At 70.7% G+C, this 17,963-nt stretch carries 14 protein-coding genes; 4 read left to right on the forward strand and 10 right to left on the reverse strand.

Going from position 1 to position 17,963, the window contains the following annotated elements; all coding sequences use genetic code 11:
* Nucleotides 1–232: 232 nt before the first annotated feature.
* A complete protein-coding gene (locus ACIHFB_RS34395) occupies nucleotides 233–823 on the forward strand; it encodes a TetR/AcrR family transcriptional regulator (RefSeq protein WP_365287892.1) in 591 nt (196 codons plus the stop codon).
* Between the two features lie 82 nt (nucleotides 824–905).
* Here the strand turns inward: ACIHFB_RS34395 and ACIHFB_RS34400 are convergent, their stop codons facing one another.
* Complete coding sequence (locus tag ACIHFB_RS34400; protein WP_365287890.1) at nucleotides 906–1,862, reverse strand: DeoR/GlpR family DNA-binding transcription regulator; 957 nt, start codon at nucleotides 1,860–1,862, stop codon at nucleotides 906–908.
* Between the two features lie 166 nt (nucleotides 1,863–2,028).
* A complete protein-coding gene (locus ACIHFB_RS34405) occupies nucleotides 2,029–3,477 on the reverse strand; it encodes an NAD(P)H-quinone dehydrogenase (RefSeq protein ID WP_400128975.1) in 1,449 nt (482 codons plus the stop codon).
* 97 nt (nucleotides 3,478–3,574) lie between these two features.
* Here ACIHFB_RS34405 and ACIHFB_RS34410 point away from each other — a divergent pair, with 97 nt between their 5' ends.
* The 3 genes from ACIHFB_RS34410 (at nucleotide 3,575) to ACIHFB_RS34420 (ending at nucleotide 6,643) form a co-directional block, all read left to right on the forward strand.
* A complete protein-coding gene (locus ACIHFB_RS34410) occupies nucleotides 3,575–4,012 on the forward strand; it encodes a gamma-glutamylcyclotransferase (RefSeq protein ID WP_210585497.1) in 438 nt (145 codons plus the stop codon).
* Between the two features lie 92 nt (nucleotides 4,013–4,104).
* Nucleotides 4,105–4,929, forward strand: coding sequence for a purine-nucleoside phosphorylase (locus tag ACIHFB_RS34415; RefSeq protein WP_365287886.1), 825 nt, complete (start codon nucleotides 4,105–4,107; stop codon nucleotides 4,927–4,929).
* Nucleotides 4,930–5,011: 82 nt separating this feature from the next.
* Nucleotides 5,012–6,643, forward strand: a complete 1,632-nt coding sequence (locus tag ACIHFB_RS34420) for a phospho-sugar mutase (protein ID WP_400128976.1) — start codon at nucleotides 5,012–5,014, stop codon at nucleotides 6,641–6,643.
* A gap of 225 nt (nucleotides 6,644–6,868) precedes the next feature.
* On the opposite strand, the gene ACIHFB_RS34425 is transcribed toward ACIHFB_RS34420, so the two are convergent.
* The 8 genes from ACIHFB_RS34425 to pstA form a co-directional block, all read right to left on the reverse strand.
* Entirely contained in the window at nucleotides 6,869–7,594 is a 726-nt protein-coding gene (locus tag ACIHFB_RS34425; RefSeq protein WP_400128977.1) for a hypothetical protein, read from the reverse strand.
* Nucleotides 7,591–8,439 carry a phosphate ABC transporter ATP-binding protein gene (locus ACIHFB_RS34430; RefSeq protein WP_365287880.1) on the reverse strand — a complete coding sequence of 283 codons (849 nt, stop codon included), beginning with the start codon at nucleotides 8,437–8,439 and terminating at the stop codon, nucleotides 7,591–7,593. Before ACIHFB_RS34430 ends, ACIHFB_RS34425 begins: the two co-directional genes overlap by 4 nt.
* 31 nt (nucleotides 8,440–8,470) lie before the next feature.
* Nucleotides 8,471–9,427, reverse strand: a complete 957-nt coding sequence (locus ACIHFB_RS34435) for a sortase (RefSeq protein ID WP_400128978.1) — start codon at nucleotides 9,425–9,427, stop codon at nucleotides 8,471–8,473.
* Between the two features lie 88 nt (nucleotides 9,428–9,515).
* Nucleotides 9,516–11,189, reverse strand: a complete 1,674-nt coding sequence (locus ACIHFB_RS34440; RefSeq protein WP_400128979.1) for a hypothetical protein — start codon at nucleotides 11,187–11,189, stop codon at nucleotides 9,516–9,518.
* A gap of 96 nt (nucleotides 11,190–11,285) precedes the next feature.
* Nucleotides 11,286–12,266 carry a hypothetical protein gene (locus ACIHFB_RS34445; RefSeq protein WP_365287874.1) on the reverse strand — a complete coding sequence of 327 codons (981 nt, stop codon included), beginning with the start codon at nucleotides 12,264–12,266 and terminating at the stop codon, nucleotides 11,286–11,288.
* A gap of 247 nt (nucleotides 12,267–12,513) precedes the next feature.
* Nucleotides 12,514–14,994 carry a hypothetical protein gene (locus ACIHFB_RS34450; protein ID WP_365287872.1) on the reverse strand — a complete coding sequence of 827 codons (2,481 nt, stop codon included), beginning with the start codon at nucleotides 14,992–14,994 and terminating at the stop codon, nucleotides 12,514–12,516.
* A complete protein-coding gene (gene pstS, locus ACIHFB_RS34455; protein ID WP_365287870.1) occupies nucleotides 14,994–16,694 on the reverse strand; it encodes a phosphate ABC transporter substrate-binding protein PstS in 1,701 nt (566 codons plus the stop codon). Before pstS ends, ACIHFB_RS34450 begins: the two co-directional genes overlap by 1 nt.
* The gene (gene pstA / locus ACIHFB_RS34460; RefSeq protein ID WP_400128980.1) at nucleotides 16,691–17,953 is read right to left on the reverse strand and encodes a phosphate ABC transporter permease PstA; all 1,263 of its coding nucleotides are present in this window, start codon (nucleotides 17,951–17,953) and stop codon (nucleotides 16,691–16,693) included. Before pstA ends, pstS begins: the two co-directional genes overlap by 4 nt.
* Nucleotides 17,954–17,963: the final 10 nt, after the last annotated feature.

Consider the following 17,963-nt stretch of genomic DNA (forward strand, 5'->3'; position numbering starts at 1 on the left):
TCAACGCCCACAAGGCGGGCACCATCAAGGGCCTGTCCGCCGAGGTCGGCTCGTCCATCACCTCCGGCGCCGCGATCTGCGAGATCAAGGACTGAGTCGTACGACTCCCTGAAGCGCCCGGCGGGACTGTGCAACGGCCAGTCCCGCCGGGCGCTTCTCGCTGGGCCCGGTCGGCCTGCCTCAATGGCATCCTGGAGGCACACACGGGCGGACGAGAAGGCAGGTGGGAGCGATGGCGGGCGCGACCTCACAGGAATCCGCGACGCCCCGCGCCATGCGCGCCGACGCCCGCCGCAACTACGACCGGCTGCTCACCGAGGCCCGCTCCGCCTTCGCCGCGCACGGCACCGACGCCTCCCTGGAGGACGTGGCCCGGCGCGCGGGCGTCGGCATCGGGACGCTCTACCGCCACTTCCCCAACCGCCACGCCCTGCTGAGCGCGGTCTTCGAAGACGGCGTGAGCGACCTGCTCTCCCGCTCCCGCGAACTCCTCGACGCCTCGGAACCCTGCGCGGCCCTGGTGACCTGGCTGCGCGAGATCGTCACCCACGCGGGCGAGTACCGAGGCCTGTCCCGAGCGCTGATGTCGGTATCGCACGACGACAGCTCAGCCCTCGCCCGATGCAGCGACCCGATCCGCGACGCGGGTACGGCCCTGCTGACGCGAGCTCAGAAGGCAGGCACGGTCCGCCCCGGCGTGGCCATCGGCGACCTGCTCCAGCTGACCCACGCCATCGCCTTGGCGGCGGAGGAGTCGCCGGGGGACCCGGAGTTGGCAGACAGATTGCTGATGCTGACACTCAGGGGACTGAAAGCGACCTAGGGGCGCGGGGAACTGCGCGACCAGCCCCCACCGACCCGCACCCGCGAGACGAAGCGAACCCCCTACGGCGAAGCGGCACAGCCTAACGCCGCCGCATATCCGCAACCCGCGCCCGCTCAGCCCCCGCAGACTCCCCCAGCACCCCAGCCGTCCGCAGCCCCTGCCCCGCAGGGACCCGGCGCGGCCCCGGCACCGGTACGTCCCGACGCTGCTGGCGCGCCGGGACCGGATCACCGCCCCCCGCCCCCGCGTTTCCCGATCCCCCGGCGACAGCGATCTGCACGCCTTGGTCGGCGAGAGCCTGAAGCTCGGTGGCCGCACGGTCGTCATGGCCGGGCGGTTCGTCCGTCACCAGCCGGGTGATCACATCCGTGGGCACGGTCTGGAACATCGTGTCCGTACCCAGCTTGGTGTGGTCGGCGAGGACGACTACCTCGGCCGCCGCCTGCACCAGCGCCCGGTCCACGGACGCCGACAGCATGTTGGACGTGGACAGCCCGCGCTCGGCGGTGAGCCCGCTTCCGGAGAGGAAGGCCCGGGAGACCCGCAGCCCTTGCAGCGACTGCTCCGCCCCACTCCCGACGAGGGCGTAGTTGGAGCCGCGCAGGGTACCGCCGGTCATGACGACCTCCACCCGGTTGGCATGGGCCAACGCCTGGGCCACCAGGAGGGAGTTGGTGACGACGGTCAGTCCGGGGACCCGGGCGAGCCGGCGGGCCAGCTCCTGGGTGGTGGTACCCGCTCCGACCACGATGGCTTCGCCCTCTTCGACGAAGTTCGCGGCGAGATCGGCGATAGCCGTCTTCTCGGCGGTCGCGAGATGTGATTTCTGCGGAAAGCCGGACTCCCGCGTGAACCCGCCCGGCAATACCGCACCGCCGTGCCGGCGGTCGAGGAGTCCTTCTGCCTCCAGTGCGCGCACGTCCCGCCGTACGGTCACTTCGGAGGTCTGGACGACGCGGGCGAGCTCACGGAGCGACACGGCCCCGTTCGCTCGCACCATTTCGAGGATCAATTGGCGACGTTCTGCAGCGAACACGAAACTGACAGTAACCCCAACGACCGTCTGCTTTCAGCAGTTTGCGCCGAATAACAGAAGTTGTTCGCACAGGAAGGCGGGAAGTGGTATAGGGCCTAGTCCCGCCGACTATGCCGTACGAATGCTCGACAACTCCCTGTGACCAGCGAGGAGTCGGTTCCAGCCGTCAGGCGTCGCCGTTCGTCTTGCGGGTGTGGAGCTGCCTCGCCACCTCGGCGATCGACCCCGAAAGAGAGGGGTACACGGTGAACGCGTTCGCGATCTGTTCGACCGTCAGATTGTTGTCGACCGCGATCGAGATGGGATGGATCAGTTCCGAGGCGCGCGGCGAGACGACCACACCGCCGACCACGATGCCGGTGCCCGGGCGGCAGAAGAGCTTGACGAAGCCGTCGCGGATGCCCTGCATCTTGGCGCGCGGGTTGCGCAGCAGCGGCAGCTTGACGACGACGGCCTCGATCTTGCCGCCGTCGACGTCGGCCTGGCTGTAGCCGACGGTGGCGATCTCGGGGTCGGTGAAGACGTTCGACGAGACCGTCTTGAGGTTGAGCGGGGCCACCGCGTCGCCGAGGAAGTGGTACATGGCGATCCGGCCCTGCATGGCGGCGACGGAGGCGAGGGCGAAGACGCCGGTGACGTCGCCGGCGGCGTACACGCCGGGTGCGGTGGTACGGGAGACCTTGTCGGTCCAGATGTGACCGGACTCGCGCAGCTTCACGCCCGCCTCCTCCAGTCCCATGCCCTCGGAGTTCGGGATGGCGCCGACGGCCATGAGGCAGTGCGAACCGGTGATGACGCGCCCGTCGGAGAGCGTCACCTCCACCCGGTCCCCGACCCGCTTGGCGGAGGCGGCGCGGGAGCGGGCCATGACGTTCATGCCGCGGCGCCGGAAGACGTCTTCCAGTACGGCCGCGGCGTCCGGGTCCTCGCCGGGCAGCACCCGGTCGCGCGACGACACGAGGGTGACCTTGGAGCCGAGGGCCTGGTAGGCGCCGGCGAACTCGGCGCCCGTGACACCGGAACCGACCACGATGAGCTCCTCGGGGAGCTCGGTGAGGTCGTAGACCTGGGTCCAGTTGAGGATGCGCTCGCCGTCGGGCTGGGCGTCGGGAAGCTCGCGAGGATGACCGCCGGTGGCGATGAGGACGGCGTCCGCGGTGAGCGTCTCCTCGGTCCCGTCGGCGGCGCGCACGACGACCCTGCGGGAGCCGTCGAGGGCCTGCATGCCCTCCAGCCGGCCGCGCCCGCGCAGGACGCGCGCGCCGGCCCGGGTCACGGAGGCGGTGATGTCGTGCGACTGGGCGAGTGCGAGCCGCTTGACACGCCGGTTGACCTTGCCGAGGTCGACACCGACGACCCGTGCGGGCGTGTCGATGTGCGGGGTGTCGTCGGCGACGATGATGCCCAGCTCTTCGTACGACGAGTCGAAGGTGGTCATCACCTCGGCCGTGGCGATCAGGGTCTTCGACGGCACGCAGTCGGTGAGCACCGACGCACCGCCCAGGCCGTCGCAGTCGACGACGGTCACCTCCGCGCCGAGCTGGGCGGCCACCAGGGCCGCCTCGTATCCGCCGGGTCCGCCACCGATGATCACGATCCGAGTCACGTACCCCATTGTCCCGCACGCTTCAGGGTGGTCCTGCCGAGGGGGGCGGCCCGAGATACCACTGTTACGGGAGGGGCGGCCGATGCGGCTGTCGTACGCTCGACCCATGTCGCTCTACGCCGCGTACGCCGGCAACCTCGACGCGCGGCTGATGACCCGCCGCGCTCCGTACTCGCCGCTGCGCGCCACCGGCTGGCTGAACGGGTGGCGGCTGACCTTCGGGGGCGAGCAGATGGGCTGGGAGGGCTCGCTCGCGACGATCGTCGAGGACCCCGTGGAGCAGGTCTTCGTCGCGCTGTACGAGATCGCGCCGATGGACGAGGAGTCCCTGGACCGGTGGGTGGGCGTGGGCCTCGACATCTACCGCCGGGCACGGGTGCGGGTGGTCACGCTGGACGGCGAGGAGCCGGCGTGGGTGTACGTCCTGAACGGCTACGAGGGCGGATTGCCGTCGGCGCGCTACCTCGGCGAGATCGCCGATGCCGCGGAGTCCGCGGGGGCACCGCACGACTACGTGATGGAGCTGCGCAAGCGGCCCTGCTGACGTCTTTTCGTCGGAAACAACAAGACAACGATCGCCATCCCGTCAGGTCTGTCATCTACGCGCGTAGGCCCAGACCGGCTACCCTCATGCGCGTGAACGCATCTCTTCTTCCGGACGACATCCAGGGCGATCCGTACGCCGCCGCCGACGCCGCCGCCTCGCGCCTGCGCGAAATCACCGGCGCCGAGACCCACGACGTCGCCCTCGTGATGGGCTCCGGCTGGGCGCCGGCCGTGGACGCCCTCGGCGCACCCGACGCCGAGTTCCAGGTCACCGAGCTGCCCGGGTTCCCGCCGCCGGCGGTGGAGGGCCACGGCGGCAAGATCCGCTCGTACCGGATCGGCCACAAGCGGGCGCTGGTCTTCCTCGGGCGCACGCACTACTACGAGGGCCGCGGAGTGGCCTCCGTCGCACACGGCGTCCGTACGGCGGTGGCGGCCGGCTGCAAGACGGTCGTCCTCACCAACGGCTGCGGCGGTCTGCGCGAGGGCATGCGCCCCGGGCAGCCGGTCCTCATCAGCGACCACATCAACCTCACCGCCACCTCCCCCATCGTCGGCGCGAACTTCGTCGACCTCACCGACCTGTACTCACCGCGGCTGCGGGCCCTGTGCAAGGAGATCGACCCCTCACTGGAGGAGGGCGTCTACGCCCAGTTCCCCGGCCCGCACTACGAGACCCCGGCGGAGATCCGCATGGCCCGCGTCATCGGCGCGGACCTCGTCGGCATGTCGACGGTCCTGGAGGCCATCGCGGCACGGGAAGCCGGGGCCGAGGTGCTCGGTATCTCCCTGGTGACGAACCTGGCGGCGGGTATGACCGGTGAGCCGCTGAACCACGAAGAGGTTCTGCAGGCGGGCCGGGACAGCGCAACGCAGATGGGATCGCTGCTGGCGCAGGTCCTGGGCAGGCTGTAACCCCAGCCCCCCAAAAAATCCGCGGGGGCGAGAAACCCGGCCCGCACCCGACACCGTACGGACACAACGAGAGGCACCCGACGTGCACGACGATCTCATCGCGCGGGCCCAGGCATGGCTCGCCGAGGACCCCGACGCGGAGACGCGCGAGGAGCTGGCGAAGCTCATCGACGCCGGGGACGTCACGGAACTCGCCGAGCGCTTCGCCGGCACCCTCCAGTTCGGTACGGCCGGACTGCGCGGCGAGCTGGGCGCCGGCCCCATGCGCATGAACCGCACGGTCGTCATCCGCGCGGCGGCCGGACTCGCCGCGTACCTGAAGAAGAACGGCGCGTCCGGCGGACTCGTCGTCATCGGCTACGACGCCCGCCACAAGTCGGCGGACTTCGCCCGCGACACCGCCGCCGTGATGACCGGCGCGGGCCTGCGCGCCGCCGTCCTGCCCCGCCCGCTCCCCACCCCCGTCCTCGCCTACGCCATACGGCATCTGGGCGCGGTCGCCGGTGTGGAGGTCACCGCCAGCCACAACCCGCCCCGGGACAACGGCTACAAGGTGTACCTCGGCGACGGTTCGCAGATCGTGCCCCCGGCGGACGCGGAGATCGCCGCCGAGATCGACGCCATCACCACCCTCACGTCCGTGCCCCGCCCCGAGTCCGGCTGGGAGACCCTGGACGACGCCGTCCTGGACGCCTATCTGGCCCGTACGGACGCCGTTCTCGCCGCCGGCTCCCCGCGCACCGCCCGCACCGTCTACACGGCGCTGCACGGGGTCGGCAAGGACGTCCTGCTGGCCGCGTTCGCCCGCGCCGGCTTCCCGGCCCCCGCCCTCGTCGCCGAACAGGCCGAGCCCGACCCGGACTTCCCGACCGTCGCCTTCCCCAACCCGGAGGAGCCCGGCGCGATGGACCTGGCCTTCGCGAAGGCCCGCGAGACCGAGCCGGACCTGATCATCGCGAACGACCCGGACGCCGACCGCTGTGCGGTGGCCGTCAAGGTGGGCGCGGACTGGCGCATGCTCAGCGGCGACGAGGTCGGCTCGCTCCTCGCCGCCCACCTCGTCCGGCGCGGCGCGCACGGCACCTTCGCCGAGTCGATCGTGTCGTCCTCCCTGCTCGGGCGGATCGCCGAGAAGGCGGGACTGCCGTACGAGGAGACCCTCACCGGCTTCAAGTGGATCGCGCGCGTCGAGGGCCTGCGCTACGGCTACGAAGAGGCCCTCGGCTACTGCGTCGACCCGGACGGCGTGCGCGACAAGGACGGCATCACCGCCGCCCTCCTCATCACCGAGCTGGCCTCCGAGCTCAAGCAGGACGGCCGCACCCTCCTCGACCTCCTCGACGATCTCGCCGTGGAGCACGGTCTGCACGCCACCGACCAGCTCTCCGTCCGCGTCGAGGACCTGTCGGTCATCGCGGCCGCCATGCGACGCCTGCGCGAGCAGCCGCCGACGGAGCTGGCGGGCCGGGCCATCACCAGGTCCGAGGACCTGACGCGGGGCACGGACACGCTGCCGCCCACCGACGGCCTGCGCTACACGCTCGACGACGCCCGGGTCATCGTCCGCCCGAGCGGCACGGAGCCGAAGCTGAAGTGCTACCTGGAGGTCGTCGTACCGGTCGCCGCGCACGACGGGCTGCCCGAGGCGCGGGCCGAGGCCGCCGAGGTGCTGGCCGCCGTCAAGCGGGACCTCTCGGCGGCCGCCGGCATCTGAGCCGTACGACCCGTCCTGGCCCCATGGCGCCCTGGTTCACGGGGAGTTGGGCTGTCGCATGCTTCCCGGCCGCCCGCATCGATCGCAGCCGGGCGATGCTCGAACCGCGGTACGGATGCACTCCTCCCCCCTTGGAGGCATCCGCCCCCGAGGTGGACCGCCGCCCCCCTGTACACACACTCAGGCGGGACACCGGATGCCGCAGGTACGGGCCGGGCACGGGGTTCAGACACGCATGAGGTAGCTGAACCCCGTGTCGGGTCCCACACACGACTGAAGGGTGAGGTCGCCCCAGTAGAGCCCGGCGGCGGGGACTCCGCGGCCCGGCGTGATGTAGTTCGCGTACACCTTGTAGGCCCAGGTGCCGCTCGGCGAGGCGATCGTGACGCGCGTGCCCACCGGCAGGGTGGCGAAGCGGTCGAAGCCGCAGAAGTCATGGCCGACGACCACGGCCGTACTCAACTCGTAGCCGTTCTCCGTGCCCAGCGTGGGACCCGTCCACTGCACCGCGTCCCGGCACGCGTCCACCTCGTCCTGACCGCCCCGGACGATCCGCGCGTACCAGCTGCCGATGCGGATGGTGGTCCCGGTGGGGCGGCCTTCGGGAGCGGCCTTCGTGTCGGACTCGGGAGTCGCGGGGGCGGAGGCGGTACGGCGGGCGGTGGCCGACGGCGTACGGCGGGACAGGTCCGGGCCGCGCACCGGGCTGCTCGCGGAGGCCGAAGGCGACGGGCCGCCGGTGTCGCCGGGGCGCGGCCGGGTGCGCTCGGGGCTCGGCGAGTGAGCGGGCGCGGACGGCCGCGCGCTCGTCGGCGCGGCCTCCGTCGCCGTGCCCGGCGGGACCGCGGCCCCGGCCCTGGCCTCGCGCGTGACCTGCGTACCGGCCCCGCAGCCGGCGAGCAGAGTCGCGGCCGTGAGCGCGCCGACGGCCCTGGCGGCGCGCCCCCTCATCCGAACCGGCCGTTCACGTAGTCCGAAGTGCGGTCGTCCTGCGGGGAGTTGAACATCGCGTCGGTGTCGCCGTGCTCGACGATCACGCCCGGGGTGCCGTGCGAGGCGAGGAAGAAGGCGCAGTTGTCGGAGACCCGGGCGGCCTGCTGCATGTTGTGCGTGACGATGACGATCGTGACCTCCTCCTTGAGGTCGTGGATGGTCTCCTCGATCCGGCGGGTGGACGTCGGGTCGAGGGCCGAGCAGGGCTCGTCCATCAGCAGCACGCGAGGGCGTACCGCCAACGACCGTGCGATGCAGAGGCGTTGCTGCTGACCGCCGGAGAGCGCACCGCCGGGCTGACGAAGCCGCTCCTTGACCTCCTTCCACAGGCCCGCCTTGGTGAGGCACTCCTCGACCAGGTCGTCCCTGCCGTCGCGGGTCGACTTGATGGCGTTGAGCTTCAGGCCGGCGAGGACGTTGTCGTAGATCGACATCGCCGGGAAGGGGTTCGGCTTCTGGAAGACCATCCCGATCTGCCGGCGGGCGTGGGTGATGCGCCGGCCGCGGTCGTAGACGTCCTCCTCGTTCAGCAGCACCCGCCCGGCGAGTGAGGCCGAGCCGATCAGCTCGTGCATACGGTTGAGGATCCGCAGGAACGTCGACTTTCCGCAGCCGGACGGGCCGATGAGCGCGGTGACCTCGCGGGCGGGCATGGTGAGGGAGACCCGGTCGAGGACCTTGTGGTCGCCGAACCAGGCGGAGACGGCGTCGGCGCGGAGGGTGGCGGGGCCGGCGCCCTCTCGCGTTTCGATGCGCGGCTGGACGACGGTGTCGGTGAGGCCGGGATTCTCGGTGGTGGACATCGGTGTCAACTTCCGTGCGTGGTCCGGTGGTTCAGAGCAGGTTCGGCAGAAGTGCCGTGATGGCCTGGGAGTCGGCGAGACCGAGGGCGGCGAGCAGGGGTCCCGCACAGATCCAGGTCTGCCAGCGGCCCCAGACGCGGTGGGCGAACACCGCGAGCAGCGCGGCGAGCAGCAGGCCCTGGGTCCACAGGAAGACGCCGAGCCAGGCGTTCCCGTCCGTGCCCAGGGCCTGTTCGGACAGGGCGATCCAGCCCGACCGCAGGTCGCGCGGCGGGTTGGGCAGCACGGGCGTCAGCAGCTTGGCGTCGACGCGCACCACGCCGCTCGGGGTGTACGGAGCACCGGTCGAGGTGATGAGGGTGAGCCGCCCCTGTCCCGCGCCGGGGGCGACGGGCAGTTCGTCGCCCGCGTTGCGGATCCCGGTGACCTCGTAGACCGACTTGCCCTGGCCGGTGGTGAGTTCGAAGCGGGTGCCGACGGGCAGGTTGTGGATGTGGTTGAAGGGGCTGCCGTACGCCCACTGGCGGCCCATCACGACGACCGTGCCGGCCTGGCCGGGCAGCGGGGTGTCGCGGCGGTGGCCGGGGCCCGACATCAGCACGGTGGAGGTCGTGCCCTCGGCGACGACCTCCTTGATCTCCAGCGCGGGGATGCTGAGCAGCGCCACGGGTGCGCCCTGCTCCAGCAGGTTGCCCTCGAAGTCGCGCTGGCCCACGGGGGCGGTGCCCAGGGCGAGTTGGCGGCGCAGTTCGTCGTAGGCCGTCTGCTGGTCGCGGGCGTGCTGGAGGTGGCCGACGATGGTGAGGTTCGCGGCGAAGCCGAGGAGCACGGCGGCCAGGACGCACAACGCCGCTCCGGCGAGGGCGAGGCCGGGGCGGGCGGGGGGCCGAGGGGGCTGCTGCTTCGGCTCTTCGGTGGGCGGCGGCGGGTCGGGGGGACCGGCCGGAGGTGCCGACGGGTCGGCGGAGGGCGGGGCGAGCGTGGTCACGGCGTGTGCTCCTGGAAGCCGGAGGGTGGGACGAGGGGCGGGCGGGCCCGGAGGCGCGTCGGCGTGCGCCCCCGGACCGCCCGGCCGGTCAGTGGTGCTGCGGGGTGTCGCCACCGAAGGTCAGCAGACCCTTGCGGCGCATATGGAGGACCAGGGCCGAACCCGCGCAGAGCAGCGCGAGGGCGGTCAGGCCGATCGCGCCGACCTGGGCGCCGGTGGAGGCCATGGAGCCTGATCCGGTACCCGAGCCGCCGGTGTCGCCACCGGTGTCACCGCCTGCTGCGCCACCCGTGTCCGTACCGCCGTCGCTGTTGCCGGCCGAGTCGGACGGGGAGGGCTCGGGGCTCTCGCCGGGCACGTCACCGGTCGAGAACGCGAAGTCGACGGAGTTCCCGTCTTCCTTGTCCTCGGCGAGGCTCAGCAGGTGGTCGCCGTCCCCGATCTTCTTCGGGACGGTGAACTCGTACTTGTCGACGGTGCCTTCGGCGTTCGCCTTGGCGTCCTTGAAGGTGTCCTCGCTGTCGGCGAGGGTCACCTTGACCGCGGCGTCCTTGGTGTAGCCGTGGGCGGTGATGTTCACCGTCTGGCCGGGTTCGAGGTTGGGGTTCTCGTCGAGGGGGTTGCCGTCCTCGTCGGTCACTTCGAGGTCGGCGGGGTCGGTGGGGTCGGGGTCCGCTTCGTCGGTGCTGACGAAGAGGAACTGCGCCACCCGGGAGTTCGAGCCGCTCTCGTCGAAGTTCAGCGAGGTGTCACCGCTGATGCTCTGGTCGGGGACCGTGTACGCGTAGTCCACGACCTTGCCCTCGGCGTTCACGGTCGCGTCCGGGAAGGTCGTGCTGGACGTCGGCGACTGAGCCACCTTGACCGTGGCCCCCGGCGTGAAGCCCTGGACCGTGATCTTCACCGACTGGCCGATGGCGAGGGTGGGCTTGGCCCCGAGGGTCTTGCCGTCGGCGTCCTTGGCGGTGACGAGATAGCCGATGTTCGCGGTCGCACTGCCCTCTGCGGTGCTGAAGCCGTCGGGGTCGGAGGGCGTGAAGACGCCGGTGTACTGGTGGGGGCCGCCGATCGCGGGCGCCTTGACCGTCAGCTCGGCCTTGCCGCCGGTGACCTCGGCCGTGCCGACCGAGGTGCCGCCGCTCTTGAACTCCACGGAGCCTGCGGCCGCCGCGGGGCTCACCGTGGCGGTGAGCTTGAGGTCGCCGCCCACGGCGACACCGGAGGCCGCGCTCAGGGTCAGGCTCGTGGCCTGCTGCTGGAGCAGGGTCCAGGTGTCGCCCGTGACACTGATCTTGGCGAGGAAGACGGGGGAGGCGGTGCCACCGGTGCAGCCCAGACCCACCGTGTACGTACCGTCGAGCGGCGTCCCCGCGGGTATCCACGCGCGCAACGCCTGCTCCAGGCTCTTCTTGGCCGCGCCGTTCATCGACTTGAGGCCCAGCGTGAACGGAGCGGTGCCGACCGGGACCTTCTCCACGCTCTGGGCGAGGTTGGTCTGCACGTTGGCGTCCGTCGGCTTGTACACCTTGAGGACGCCTGTGGTGTTGGCCGGGTCGGGGCAGCCGGCGGTCGTGGTGACGGACGTGGCCATGGGGTCGTCCGCGATCTTCCCCGACGCCGGGGTCAGCGTGAACTTGCCGAGCTCCGTCGCGGCGTTGGCCTTGCCCGAGAACGCGAGAACGCCGGCCAGGGCGGCGCACAGCAGGGCACAGCATGTCAACAGCGACACCGGTGATCTGAGTTGTGCCAGACGGTGGTTCATGTGGTGGTCCCCCCGAGGGGTTCGGTTGTGGATGGACATGCCGTGAGGCCGGGCACCCGATGGGTGCCCGGCTGTTGTGCGGTTACGGCGTGGTGCTCAGCGCTCGGCCTGGAAGGCCTGGGCGCCGCAGTCGTCGCCGAGGCTGCCGAAGCCGTAGGTGGCGATGGTGGCGTCCTCCGCGCAGACCTTCGAGCCGGAGCCCACGAAGGTCTCCGCGATCGGCTGCGTGGCCAGCTTGTTGGTCGGGACGACGTTGTAGACGTCACGGGCCAGCGGGAAGGCGACGTTCAGCGAGCCGTCGGCGGCGTTGCGCGGGGCGACGCCGTTGATGCTGCCGAGGACGGCGTCACCGAGACGGGGCTCGACGACGAGGTTCTCCTGGGCGATGTACTGGGCCACGGAGAACGGGACGATGTCGCCCGCGGTGTCCAGCACCGTGCCGTCGTTCTCCTGGACGCCCTGCTGGACGCAGGAGCCGGGGGTGGTGACGTTGATGGACTGGAGGAAGAACTGCCGGGTGCCGGAGTTGGCCTGCGGCAGGATCGGGGTGAGCGCCACGCCGTCGAGCGAGGTGAGGGTGCACTCGTAGATCGACTTGAGCTCACCCGCGGTGAGGTTGTCGCGCAGGCCGCTGCCGGCCGGCTTCGCCCAGGTGACCGCGTCCTTGGCGTACTTGATCCAGGTCAGGTCCGTGGTGGACGAGTCCACCGGGCCGCGCGAGGAGCGGGCGAAGTCGAAGCAGCCGGTGCCGCCGTCCACGGCGGTGCGCAGGGCGTCGATGCCGGCCGAGGAGCCGTTGGGCCGCGCGATGTCGGTGCACTCGGCCTTCGCCTTGGTCGTGATGGTGGCGGAGCCCGTGGCGTTCCAGGAAGCGATGACCTTGCCGTTGGCGTTCGTGACCACGTCGCCGAGACCGTTCAGCACGTCCTGGGTGGTGTCGGAACCGCCGCCGGCCAGCTGACGGAGGTCGGTGACCGGGCTGGGGTCCGCGTAGGCGGCGGGAGCGGCCAGGGCACCGAGGCCGAGGGCGACAGCACCGATACCGGCACCGATACGCATGCGGGACTTGACGTTCACTTCGGTTCTCCTCCGTGGGAACGGATCGAGGAATGGACGTACAAGCAAATCCGGATTCTCTTTCGCCACCGACCCGTCGGCCGGTCGCCGAGAACAATTCCCCAGACTCACTCGGGGGGCCACTAATTCCGGCCGCTGATCAGGTTACGAATCCGTTTCCTAGGTGACTCCAAGGGAATTCACGAAACGGTGCGCGGATTCCCCGGAACTCATTTACGTCCCGGGGAATCCGGTTGACCGGCGGCGGTCAGCCGCTGCCGGCCGCCCGGCGGGCGGAGAGCCGCAGCATGACCGGACCGGCCAGCGCGGCGACGCCGCCCGCGATGAGCACGCCGAGCAGCACCCAGCGGATCAGTCCGAGCACCTCCGAGGGCGTGAGCCCGCCGGACTGGGCCACGTTCTGCTTCGCCGGATCCGTCTCGGGCGCGCCGGGCGGGGACGTACCTGCCCCGTCCACGCCCGCCGCGCCGGCCGTGCCACCGGCCGCTCCGGCCGAGTCGCCGCCGGTCAGGCCGCCGCTGCCGGTACCGCCGTCGAGCCCGCCGGCCGTACCGCCGCCGGAGCCGGAGCCGCCCGGCCCCTCCGCGCCCGCGCCCGGTGGCTCCGGGGAATCCGGCGCGCCCTTCTCCAGCCGCTCGGCGGCCTGCTGCGCCTGCTCACGCAGCGCGGTGGGCAGCGGGGCGTAGCCGTAGGGAAGTTGGCCCCCTGCCGTGCCCTGCGCCTGGCCCTTGTCGGCCGCGTAGCGGATCACCTTGGCGTAGTCCTGCCGCGCGTCCTCGGCCTGGTCGAGCGAGGCCGCCGCGTACACGACGGCGGCCAGCGGATAGGCGCCGTCCTTCATTTCGGCGGGGTCGGCAGCCCTGACGCCGGCCACGTCCGAGTCGGGCATCTCGGCGACCGCCTTGAGCAGGGACGCGTCGGTCGGCTCGATGTACTCGCCGTCGGCGTTCGGCAGGGCGGCGGTGCCCAGTTGGTAACGGACGGCGGACGCGTTGTCCACGATGCCGAACGCGCGCTGCTGGGTCAGTGCCGGGCGGCCGAGCAGCGTCATCTTCGACACGTTGTTGCCGGCTTGGCATTCATAGGCCGTGCCGATGTCACCACGACGGATCTTCAGCGCCCCTTCGTGCATATCGGTCGCGTAGGGGACGACGTCCTGCCCGGTACGGTCCATCGTGAAGCCGGAGTCCCCGCCGCACTTGACGCGGGTGGCCGCGAGGTCCGTCTTGGGGAAGTAGTCCAGGGAATCCGAGATCACCCCGTCCTGGTAGGCGGGGTTCACCTTCATGCCCGAGGGATCGGCTTTCCCTTCGATGAACTCCCTTGCTGCGGGGTCCGCGAGAATGTAGTCCCACACGATGCGGGCCGAGTCCGAATTCTCGGAGGTGACGACCAGGCCCAATGGAGCGTTTCTTTCGTTCTGGGCCAGGGCGTCGAGCCCGGGATTGAGCTGGAGGAATTCGGGGTCCACCGCAATCGATCTCGGATTGCCGGAGAGATACGCGGGAACCGGCTCGGCCGGCGAAACGAGGCTGCCGGGGTAGGACTGGGTGAGCGCCTTGGCCAGCAGTCTCTGGTTGAGCTTGACGTCCTTCACCGGCAGGGACTGGAAACGCCCGTCCGTACTCGCCTCGTACATCCAGACGAAGCTGATCGTCAGGCCGCTGATCGCGACGGGCGCGTGCACCACCGGTGTCGCCCCCTCCGCCGTCCGGACGGGGTCCAACGTCATGGCGAGCCCGGTCGAGGAGTCGCTCGGCGCGGTGACGCTCTCCCGGGCGTGCTGCTCGCTGGACTGGGTGTAGGTGAACCGGTGCGTTCCGGTCTTGCACAGTTCGGCCTGCCACGACGTGATCGCGTCGGTGGCCAGCTCGGAGCCCTCGATCCCGCGCTCCGGCTTGTCCGGGTCGCAGTTGTCCGTGACCGGCTCGAAGGCGAGCGGGAAGGCGATCCGCTGGTTCCAGTTGGACTGGCTCAGCGCCGATGTCTGCAACGACTGGTTGGCGCCCGTTCCGTTGGGCTCGTGCTCGCCCCGCGGGACCACGACCAGCCAGCAGGGCCGGATCCGGCCCGCCGACGTCGTGCGCGCACCGCAGCCCAGGTGCGGCGACTCGAGCGCCGACTTGACCTCGAAGGCCACGTCACCGCCGCCGTTGCCGTCATTGGCCGCGTAGGAGATGGAGTTGGTGTCGCCGTTGGTGAAGTACGTGAAGTCCGAACGCGAGGTGGTCCGCGGTCCCTCCACCGGCCGGAAGGGCACGAAGAGGGAGCCGTTGGGGTCCGTCGCGTAGTCCTTGTCCAGGGAATCGATGGCGGGACTGGCCTGGCGGGTGTTTCCCGGCAGATCGCCCAGCGTCTCCGCACCGAACTCGCACTGCTCCCGGTCCGGCCCCGTCTCCGCGTCGTCGCCCCAACACTGCATGATCTGGAGGAAGTTGTGCTTGAGACCGCCCGACTGGGGCTTGCCTCCCGTCCAGGTGACCCGAACCGCCTGGCCGCGCAGTCCCTCGGTCTGATGCACCGTGACCTCGAGGTCGGAGAAGTCGTCGTAGGTGCCCTTCGACCCGCTCTTGGTCACCGCGGACTCGTCGGCCACGGCGGCCTGCGCCTGGTCCGCCCCCTCGGGCAGCGGCAGCAGCGCGATCACCACGGCGGTGAGCAGACACCCGACACCCGCGGTCACCCGCCCCCGACGCCCGCGAGGCACCCGTATCGACAGCCCTCTCATCACAACTCCCCCTTACGGCGCGTACGTGCCGCCAGCATCCGCGCGGTGAGCGGCGGTCCGATGACCACCGCGACGAGCAGTACGGCCGACAGGGCCATCAGGGCGCTGCGCATCCCGAGCGCACTGTCGGAGGCGAGGCTCACGGGGTTCGCGGCGACGGACGTGTCGCCCGTGCCCGCCCCGTCGCCGCTGATCAGCTCACCGGTGTCCGGGTCGATGACACCCCCGGTGGAACCGTCGGTCGCGGCGGCGCTCTCCGTGGAGTCGGGTCGGCCGTCGCCGTCGCTGTCGGGCCCGCCGGTGCCGCCGCCCGTGCCGCCGGAGCCCCCGGACCCGCCGGTGCCGCCGCCGGAGCTCGAACCGCCGGTGCTGCCGCCGCCCTGCGCGCCGGGATTGACCGTGGTGGGAGCCTCGGCGCCGCCCGTGCCCGTCGAGCACTGCGTCGGCCCCTTCTTGTCGCAGGACTTCGGGAACGGCGCGTTCTTGATGAGCGTGTTGGTGCCGCCCGAGAAGGTGGGGTTGCGGCAGTCGTTGATGTCGATACTGCCGGTGGGCGCGCCCGGCACCTTGCGGATCTGGTCGAAGCCCGCCTGGACGAGGTTCTTCGGCAGCGGCGAGTAGCCCAGCCGGTCCGCCTGCTGCTGACCGTCGCAGAGGAAGTAACGGGCGAACGTGCCGAGCGAGTTGCCCTTGCCCTTGGTGAAGCCCGCCTCCTCCTTCGTCGGCAGGATCATGTAGCTGTAGCTGGAGAGCGGATAGGTGCGGGAGTCGGCGTTCTTGTAGACCCCGTCGAGGATCTGCGTCAGATAGTTGGCGGACTGCTTGTTCTGGTTGATCTGCGCCTTGGTCAGCGCCACCGCCACGCTGGAGGCCGTCGGCTCGACGTAGTAGTTGTTCTTGTTGAGCACCTTGGCCACGGGGAAACCGGTGTTCTTGGCGTAGGAGTACTCGACGTACGTGATCGCGCCCTCACCGGACGGCTGGCGCACATGGCCGGAGACGCCGAGCGAGGTCGACTTGGAGACCATCGCGGAGCCGCTGAGCAGCGGGTAGTTGGAGGTCATGCCGCAGTTGCCGCTGCCCCGGCCGGTGCGGGAGCAGAAGTCGCTCCACAGGGACCCGTACTCCTTGGACATCCAGGTGGTGAACTGGGCGCTCGTACCGGAGCCGTCGGAGCGGACGACCGGGACGATGGTGCGGGCGGGCATGGTCAGGCCCGGGTTGTCCGTGCGGATCGCCGGGTCGTTCCAGCGCGTGATCTTCCCCGTGAAGATCTTCGTGATGACCTCGCCGGACAGCCGCAGGTTCGTGACCATCTTGCCGTTGATCTTGAGGTTGTACATGAACGCCGTACCGCCGGCCACGATCGGCATATAGGCGTAGCCGCGCTGCGGCGGGACGTCCGTGACGCCCTGTTCCTTCAGGCCGTACGGGATTTCGGAGACCGCGAAGTCGACGGTGTTGTTCTTGAACTGCTCCCGGCCCTGCGAGGAGCCGTTGGCCGTGAAGTTGACCGTCATGCCGTAGTTGGCCTTGACGTTGCGGACCCACTGTTGGACCGCGTTGGAGCTCCAGGTCGAACCGGAGCCGGTGATCTTGGCGTAGGAGGCGGCGGCAGCGGGTGGTGTCTGGACGGCGAGCAACGCGCACAGCAGTGACAGCACGGTGGCCGCCAGACGGAAACGAGTGGCGGGTTTCACGACGAACTCCCGGGTTGGGTACGGACGGTGGGGCGCGGGGCGGGAAGTGAGGGGGCCGAACGGTCGGCGAAGCGACGCGCGTCACGCTTGGACGCGAGGACGCGGCGGTGTTCCTGACGGCGCGTCAACTGACCCGGGCCGCGGCCGCCGATGATGCGGGCGGCGATGAACAGCGTCAGCACCAGCGCCATGAGCAGCGCCGCAGTACCGAAACCGCGGGAGATCATCGTGGGCTCGGGCGACTTGACGAACTCGAAGGTCACGAGCGGCAGGGAGACCATCGGGTCGTGCAGCGGATTGAGGTTGAGCTCATTGGTGAAACCCGCGGTGAGCAGCACCGGAGAGGTCTCGCCGATACCGCGCGCGGTGCCGAGGATCACGGAGGTGGTCAGGCCGGAGCGGCAGGTCGGCAGGACCACGTGCCAGACCGTGCGCCAGCGGCTCGTCCCCATCGCGTACGCCGCCTCGCGCAGCGTGCCGGGCACCAGGCGGATGACGACGTCGGCGGCCCGGATGATGATCGGCAGCATCATCACCGAGAGGGCCAGGCCGGCGGCGAGGCCGGACTGGTCGAGACCGAGGCCGACGATGGCCGTCGCGTAGATGAACAGACCGGCGACGATCGACGGCAACGCTGTCATCGCCTCGACGATCGTGCGCACGAACCGGGCGAAGGGGCCGGGCACCTCGTTGAGGAACACCGCGCAGATCAGCCCGGACGGCACGGTGATCGCCAGAGCGATCGCGATCATGATCAGGGTGCCGACCGCGGCGTGCAGCGCACCGCCCACGCCGAGCGGCTCCAGCGGACCGGCCAGCTCCATGTCCTCGGTGAAGAAGTTCAGGTGCACCAGCGCCTTGCGGCCCTCGACGATCGCGTAGAACACGACGAACGTGAGGATCACCACGAGCAGCACGCCCATCGACCGCACCACCGCCGCCGCGATCCGGTCGACGATCGTGGGCCCGTCCTCGTCGAAGGAGACCAGCAGCGCATAGATCAGCAGGAAGAGGCCGTACGCCATGACGACGAAGCCGACGGCGCCGTTGAACGGCAGCAGCCAGGAGAACAGCAGCCAGGTCAGCGACAACGCGGAGGCGGCGGCACCGATCACGGCGTAGGTGTCGGTGGCGCGCAGCTGCGTCAGGGCGCGCCGACGCTCCCCGCCCGGTTCGGTGCCGCGGGACGGGCCCGGCAGCATGGTGCGCGGACGGCCGGTCGCCTGACGCGCACCGGGCGCTTCAGGGGCAACGGTCATGGTCGGATCT

This window comes from Streptomyces sp. NPDC051963 (genome assembly GCF_044593495.1).
Taxonomy (GTDB): Bacteria; Actinomycetota; Actinomycetes; order Streptomycetales; family Streptomycetaceae; genus Streptomyces.

Coding starts and splice junctions, on each gene's coding strand:
- ACIHFB_RS34395 (WP_365287892.1), top strand. CDS start 233: ATGGCGGGCGCGACCTCACAGGAATCCGCGACGCCCCGCGCCATGCGC.
- ACIHFB_RS34405 (WP_400128975.1), bottom strand. CDS start 3,477: ATGGGGTACGTGACTCGGATCGTGATCATCGGTGGCGGACCCGGCGGA.
- ACIHFB_RS34410 (WP_210585497.1), top strand. CDS start 3,575: ATGTCGCTCTACGCCGCGTACGCCGGCAACCTCGACGCGCGGCTGATG.
- ACIHFB_RS34425 (WP_400128977.1), bottom strand. CDS start 7,594: ATGAGGGGGCGCGCCGCCAGGGCCGTCGGCGCGCTCACGGCCGCGACT.
- ACIHFB_RS34430 (WP_365287880.1), bottom strand. CDS start 8,439: ATGTCCACCACCGAGAATCCCGGCCTCACCGACACCGTCGTCCAGCCG.
- ACIHFB_RS34440 (WP_400128979.1), bottom strand. CDS start 11,189: ATGAACCACCGTCTGGCACAACTCAGATCACCGGTGTCGCTGTTGACA.
- ACIHFB_RS34450 (WP_365287872.1), bottom strand. CDS start 14,994: ATGAGAGGGCTGTCGATACGGGTGCCTCGCGGGCGTCGGGGGCGGGTG.
- pstA (WP_400128980.1), bottom strand. CDS start 17,953: ATGACCGTTGCCCCTGAAGCGCCCGGTGCGCGTCAGGCGACCGGCCGT.